The sequence below is a fragment of the Candidatus Aminicenantes bacterium genome, assembly GCA_026393795.1.
In the GTDB taxonomy this organism is placed as follows: domain Bacteria; phylum Acidobacteriota; class Aminicenantia; order UBA2199; family UBA2199; genus UBA2199.
The window spans coordinates 22,113-28,378 of record JAPKZL010000313.1; the positions used below are offsets into that span (position 1 = coordinate 22,113).

6 protein-coding genes and 1 tRNA gene are annotated in these 6,266 nt (G+C 56.6%); 1 reads left to right on the forward strand and 6 read right to left on the reverse strand.

The features are described 5' to 3' along the window. Positions 1 to 13 precede the first annotated feature (13 nt). The 6 genes from NTW95_15290 to NTW95_15315 all read right to left on the reverse strand — a co-directional run bounded on the left by NTW95_15290 (position 14) and on the right by NTW95_15315 (position 4,367). Complete coding sequence (locus tag NTW95_15290) at positions 14 to 1,174, reverse strand: hypothetical protein (GenBank protein MCX6558769.1); 1,161 nt, start codon at positions 1,172 to 1,174, stop codon at positions 14 to 16. Positions 1,175 to 1,238: 64 nt separating this feature from the next. Further along, positions 1,239 to 1,802 carry an isoprenylcysteine carboxylmethyltransferase family protein gene (locus tag NTW95_15295; GenBank protein MCX6558770.1) on the reverse strand — a complete coding sequence of 188 codons (564 nt, stop codon included), beginning with the start codon at positions 1,800 to 1,802 and terminating at the stop codon, positions 1,239 to 1,241. After that, entirely contained in the window at positions 1,774 to 2,775 is a 1,002-nt protein-coding gene (locus NTW95_15300) for a glycosyltransferase family 9 protein (protein ID MCX6558771.1), read from the reverse strand. The genes NTW95_15295 and NTW95_15300 overlap by 29 nt, the downstream gene beginning before the upstream one ends. Before the next feature lie 25 nt (positions 2,776 to 2,800). Further along, entirely contained in the window at positions 2,801 to 3,283 is a 483-nt protein-coding gene (locus NTW95_15305) for an adenylyltransferase/cytidyltransferase family protein (protein MCX6558772.1), read from the reverse strand. Next, positions 3,270 to 4,253, reverse strand: a complete 984-nt coding sequence (locus NTW95_15310) for a PfkB family carbohydrate kinase (GenBank protein MCX6558773.1) — start codon at positions 4,251 to 4,253, stop codon at positions 3,270 to 3,272. Before NTW95_15310 ends, NTW95_15305 begins: the two co-directional genes overlap by 14 nt. 41 nt (positions 4,254 to 4,294) lie before the next feature. Continuing rightward, positions 4,295 to 4,367, reverse strand: a tRNA-Phe gene (locus NTW95_15315). A gap of 107 nt (positions 4,368 to 4,474) precedes the next feature. On the opposite strand from NTW95_15315, the gene dnaK reads away from it, so the two are divergent. After that, positions 4,475 to 6,266, forward strand: a 1,792-nt coding sequence (dnaK, locus tag NTW95_15320) for a molecular chaperone DnaK (protein MCX6558774.1), incomplete at its 3' end; no start/stop codon positions are given.

Genomic DNA, 6,266 nt, shown 5'->3' on the forward strand with positions numbered 1-6,266 from the left:
GTCAGCTTCCTCTTTATTCCTCGAAGATGGTCACTTGCTTTTTAAAAACCGTTTCCAGGCCTGAAGGCGCGACCGCCCTGAACACGATCCCCTTGACGCCGATGCTCTTGTAGGAGATGGTGTGAATGAATCTGCCGTCGCTGTCCAGCTTGATCGGGACGCCTTCGATCGACAGCTGGGCGTTGGCATCGGTGCTGCCCTTGATCAGCACCATGTTGCCGCTGACCGAGAGCGAGCTCACCTCGAGTTTGGGCGGCTGCGCCGTCATGCCTTTTTTCAGCATGGAACTGCTGATCCTGATAAGGCCCATCCGCGCCGGCACCGATTCGATGCTCCTTGCCTCGTCAAAAGCGGCCACCTCCCAATACAGTTCGTCATAGTCGATGTACGGCAAGATGTCCAACAGGATGGAATTGCCGGCGACCACCTTGCTGGCCAGGACACTGTCGCGCAATGGAGAGGGGTAGAGCTTCAGCAGGTAATTGCCGGCGCCGCGGACATTTTTCCATTTGAACTGGATGACGGTATCGTTGATGTTGGCCAGCGCAATCGCTTCATTCTCGGGCGAGATGGAGGACGGCGGCGGAAAGAGAGCCACCGGAGAGAAGCGGATCCCGCCCATAATCTTGAGATACTGCAGCTCCTGCAGATGGAAGGGCCTGCCGTTGTAATCCAGATCGACCTGGCCGGAATAATTCCAGATTTCCAGCACCCGCTCGTTCAGCCGTATCCGCCCCGCGGCCGAGAGCCGGAAAACATTGCCCGCCTTGAGAAGGGCAATCTCGATGTTCGGCCGGCCGAATTTTCTGCTCCAGCAGAATTCGCCGTTTTCCAGGATCAATTCACGGGTCTGGGGGGAATAGCGGATCCCGCCCCGGGGCAGGACCGAGAAGAGCACTCCCTCGAAAAAAAATTCCCAGGCCGTCTGGTCGTCGGAACGGAGACGGGTTTCGCCGGCGAAAGCCGAAGCCTTGATGTCCGCCAGCTGGGTTTCATCATTGTTTAAAAACAGGTTGCCTTTTTCCGAAATCGCGGTGATTTGGAAACCCACGGATGCGGGGGCATCATTCTCAGCTGGATGGCCGGGTGAAAAATCGGGATGATACAGCCAGAAAAACGCCATGATGGCGATTAAAAGGGAACAGGCCAGAAATATCACCCGGAGTCTTTTCATTGTACTATGGTAACAAAATCGGTTTCAAATATCAATTGGCGGCCGGCTTTTTTCTCAAGCGCGCTCACTTGCCGATGGTGCTGAAAAACTCGATTTTTTTCAGAAACTTGATGATCAGCACGGCGATTACGAAAAGCGAAAAAAACAAGACCCGGTATTCCCTGTTTTTCATGTAAAAGGCGATGTTGAAATTGGATTTGTGCACTTTCTTTATTTTTGGAAAAAAAAGATTGGCCTGCTTGGCCCAGTCTTCGTATTGCCGGCCGAAGCGCTTGCGCATGCGCTTTCTTTCGATGGCGATGAGAAAGGTAAAAAAAGCGAAATAGTAGACGATAAAAATCAGATAGTCGATCGGCCGGTTGCAGGCCACGGCGATGCCGGAACCCAGGATCAGGCTGCCGAAATAGAGGGGATTGCGGGTCAGCGAATAGGGGCCTTCGGTGGCCAATTCCTTGTCTTTGTTGATGTGCCCCGATGACCAGGCGCGAAAAAACATCCCCATCATCATCAGCAGGAATCCGCCGAAAATCGACCTGGCACTGGGAATGGCCAGCAACAACATGGCCACTAGGCACAAAAAGCCGATGAAGGAACGGTATTTAATCAGTTTTTCGGTCAGTTGACTCATCCATTTCCTTTGCTGCGGCAACGATGTCAGCGATCACAATGTTCTTCAGACAAGTCATTGTATCACATTTCCGCCGGTAACAAAAACCGCACTCCTGTTCCTTGAAAATCGCCCGGCTGCGGGTGAGCAGCGGGCCGTTGCGCTGCGGCGAACTCGGCCCGAATATTCCGACCGCGGGGGTTCGGGTTATGTCGGCCACGTGCAAGGCCAGCGTATCACCGGAAATGACCAGCCGCGCCCGGCTGATGAAACAGATCAGATCGCTGAAATTCATAAAAAATGCCAGGGCGATCCCGCTCTGCCTGGCCAAACTCGCGGCCAGCTCCTTTTCCTTTTCATCGCCCCAGAGCAATACCAGCCGGCGGCCCGGCTTCAATCCATCGATGATCTCCAGCCATTGCGCCGCCGAAAGGACCTTGGTCGGCCAGCCGCCGCCGACATTGAGGACCAGGTAGTTCTGCGCCGGCCAATCGAGTTCCGAAATAAATTGCTGCAGCCGCGGCGAAGGCGACAGCTCTTTCAAGGGGTAGGCCACGGCCGTTTCCTGGATGCCCAGCCTGGACAGCAGGTGGATGTTTTTAAAAATAACGTGCCGTTCCTCTGGGAAAAGGGCGGCGCGACTCGTATAAAAAAGCGCGGCCAGGGGTTCGCGGGTGTTCCCGGAGCAGAATCCCAGGCGCTTGCCGCCCAGCAAAAAGGCAAGCAGCGCCGACTTGATCAACCCTTGAAAATCGATCACCAGATCAAAGCGCCGGCGCCGGCGGCGGAGGAAACCGGCCAGGAATGAGATCTTGGCCAGTAGCCCATGCCGCGACTTGAAATTGAAAACCGCGATCTCATCGATGCCGAAAAAATTTTCCAGGAGGGCGGCGCCGGGAGCCTCGGCAATCCAAGTTATCTTGGCTTCCGGGAAATGCCGCCGCAACAGCTGGAAAGCCGGGATGGTATGAACGATGTCCCCCAACGAAGACATGCGGATGATGGCGATGCTTTTTAATTTAGCCGTGGATTTCCTTGATTTTTTTTATGAGCAGCGACGTCGAGCGGACTTTCTCGCCGCCGACGATGGCCATGGCGCCGCCGTAACTGCGGACGATCTCCCTTTCGGGAATCGTCTCCAGCGAGTAATCGGATCCCTTGCAGTGAAAATCAGGGGTAAGGGCCAGCAGGACGCGGTCGACCCTGTTCTCGTCAAAGAGGGTCACGTAATCCACGCAGGCCAGCGCGGAAATGATCAGCACCCTTCCCTGCTCGTCGATCAGGGCGCGTGCTTCGCCCTTCAGGTCCTTGAGCGAGCGGTCGGAATTCAAGGCCACCACCAGGATATCGCCCATGGCCTTGGCCTGCTGGAGATAGCGGATGTGGCCGACGTGGATCAAGTCGAAGCCGCCGTTGGCCAGAACGACGGTTTTGGCGAGTTTTTTTTCAGCGGCGATATTTGTCGCCAGTTCCGCCAGCGGATAATACTTACGCCAGGGCATCCAGCAGTTCCTGAAGCCCGACTGGATACGCTCCTTCATGCATGACCACGATGCCGCCGGCGATATTGGCCAGTCGCGCGGCATCCAGCAGGGAGGCACCCGCGGCCAGGCTCAGCCCCAAGACCGCCAGCACGGTGTCGCCGGCGCCGGTGACGTCGACAATTTGCGCCGTCCCGTGGATGCCCAGGACATTCGTCTTTTGCCCGCGGGAAAAAATCTGCATCCCCTTCTGTCCCCTTTTCAGCACGATGCCGTCGGCGGCCAGCCTGTCCAGCAGTTCGCAACCGGCCCGGATGAAATCGTCGTCGGCCAGGAATCGCCGCTGCGGGAAGATGTTTTTGATCTCCGGCTCATTGGGCGTGGCCAGGTTCACCCCGGGAAAATCGAGCAGATTGTTGCGCGAATCGACGGCGCTGATCGTATGCGGAAAATCCTTTTTGAGCTTTTTAAAAATCGCCGGTACCACCGTCTTGGCCAGGTAGTCGGAAAGGATCAGCAGGTCGCATTCGCGCACGACGGCCCAGAGCGCTCGGGCCAGCTCGCGGTACGATTCGTCGCCGATGGTGTCGGGGGGCAGGGTGTCGATTCGCAAAATCTGCTGTTTCTTGGTGTTGTCACCGCCGGCCAGGATGCGGCTTTTCAGCGGCGTGCGGAAAAGGTCGACCGCCACCAAATGATCGGTGCTGATCCCGTTCTTGACCAGCAGCCCGCGCAGCCGGTCGCCGGCGGCGTCGCTGCCGATGAAGCCCACCGGCAAAGGCTGGGCGCCGAGGGTCAGCAGGTTCATCACCACGTTGCCGGCCCCGCCCAGGCGATAGTCGTTGGCCTCGAATTCGGTCACCAGCACCGGGGCTTCGCGCGAGACCCTTCCGGCCGACGTCAAGACGTACTCGTCCAGGATCAGGTCGCCCCAGACTGCGATTTTTTTGTTTTTGAAGCGGGCAACAATGGAACGGAGCATGGGCTGCATTTGAAAATATTAGCAAATCGGGTCGCTGGAGTCAAGTGAAATGCCGGGACTCGGAATCGAACCAAGGACACGCGGATTTTCAGTCCACTGCTCTACCAACTGAGCTATCCCGGCATTGAAAAAATCATACCGCAAAAAGAAAAAATAGTCAAGACCCGAATGGAAGCGCCCGACCGGTCGTTCATTTGACTTTGGCGATTTTGTATGTTAAAAAAAATGAGATGGGTAAAATATTAGGCATTGATCTGGGCACGACGAAATCCGCCATCGCCTACCTGGAGGGCAATATCCCGGAGATCATCCTGACCCTGGAAGGGCACCGCCTGCTGCCCTCGATCGTGGCCTTCACCGCCACCGGCGAACGGCTGGTCGGCCAGCCCGCCAAAAGCCAGATGATCACCAATCCGCTGAACACGATCTCATCGGTCAAGACCCTGATGGGGAAAAAATACTCCGAGGTCGAACCGTACTTGAAGGAGTTCCCCTTCCACATTATCACGTACGGCGACGACCTGCTGCGCATCGAAGTCAACAACCAGATATTTTCCCCGGAAGAGATTTCGGCCATGATCCTGCTGAAACTCAAGGAGGCGGCCGACCGGCACCTGAGCGATCCCATCGACGGCGTGATCATCACCGTGCCCGCCTATTTCAACGACTCGCAGCGCCAGGCCACCAAGGACGCCGGGACGATCGCCGGGCTCAACGTCAAGCGCATCATCAACGAACCCACCGCGGCCTCGCTGGCCTATTCGGTGGACCTGAAGAAGAAGGCCAAGATCATCGTCTACGATTTCGGCGGCGGCACCATCGACATCTCGGTCCTGGAGGTGCAGAACGGCATCATCAAGGTGCTGGCCACGGCCGGCAACACCCACCTCGGGGGCAACAACTTCGACATCGCGCTGACCCAGAAGCTGGTCAAGGAGTTCGCCAACGAGAACCATATCAACCTGGCCAACGACAAGGCGGCCATGCAGCGCATCCGCGAGGCCGCCGAAAACGCCAAGATCGAGTTGTCGGCCATCGACGAATGCGAGATCAATCTGCCTTTCATCACCGAGTCGGAAGACGGCCCGCTGCACCTGATCAAATACCTGCGCAAGAGCGAATTCGAAAACCTGATCAAGAATGAGATCGAGCAGACCGTGGAGATCTGCGCACGCGCCCTGCACAATGCCAACCTACGCGTCAGCGACATCGACGAATTCCTGCTGGTCGGCGGCTGCACCCGCATCCCTTTCGTCCAGCAGAAGGTCAAGGAGTTTTTCAAAAAGGAACCCAACCGCAAGGTCAACCCGGATGAAATCGTCGCCATGGGGGCCGCCACCCAGGGGTCGATCATCAAGGGCGAAAGCAAGGACATCCTGCTCCTCGACATCACGCCGCTGGCCCTGGGAGTCAAGACCTATGGCGGAGCCTTCACCCGGATCATCAATGCCAACACCACCCTCCCGGTCAGCCGCAGCCTGATCTTTTCGACCGTGGAAGACAATCAGACCGAAGTGGACATCCAGATCTATCAGGGCGAAAGAGAGGTCGCCGAGGAGAACAAGTCGCTGGGGAAATTCACTCTGCTGGCCATCAAGCCGGCGCCGCGCGGCGTTCCGCGCATCGAGGTGACCTTCAACATCAATGTCAACGGCATGCTCAAGGTCGGGGCCATGGACCTTTCCAGCAAAAACAAGAAAGAGATACTGATCACCCAGTCGGGCCTTCTCAGCAAGGATGACGTGGAAAAATTCCGCGCCGAAGCCAAAAAATCATCCGCCCTCGATTCCAAGAAAAAGGAAATGATCATCAAGAAGAACAAGGTCATCAACCATATCTACTCGCTCAACCAGATCTGCAAAAGCAGCAAGCTTCCAGACGAACTCAGAAACCAGTGCGAGGAGATGATCCGGGAAGCCAAAAAAGAGATCGACCGGGAAAACATCGGCGCCATGGATCAGCTGGAAAAGCAGTTGCTGGAGCTCTGGAAAAAAGTCACCATCCTCCGCGGGGAACCCGAAG

Excerpts from the sequence above, each read along its gene's own strand:
- NTW95_15290 (MCX6558769.1), bottom strand. The coding sequence starts at position 1,174 with ATGAAAAGACTCCGGGTGATATTTCTGGCCTGTTCCCTTTTAATCGCC.
- NTW95_15295 (MCX6558770.1), bottom strand. The coding sequence starts at position 1,802 with ATGAGTCAACTGACCGAAAAACTGATTAAATACCGTTCCTTCATCGGC.
- NTW95_15300 (MCX6558771.1), bottom strand. The coding sequence starts at position 2,775 with ATGTCTTCGTTGGGGGACATCGTTCATACCATCCCGGCTTTCCAGCTG.
- NTW95_15305 (MCX6558772.1), bottom strand. The coding sequence starts at position 3,283 with ATGCCCTGGCGTAAGTATTATCCGCTGGCGGAACTGGCGACAAATATC.
- NTW95_15310 (MCX6558773.1), bottom strand. The coding sequence starts at position 4,253 with ATGCAGCCCATGCTCCGTTCCATTGTTGCCCGCTTCAAAAACAAAAAA.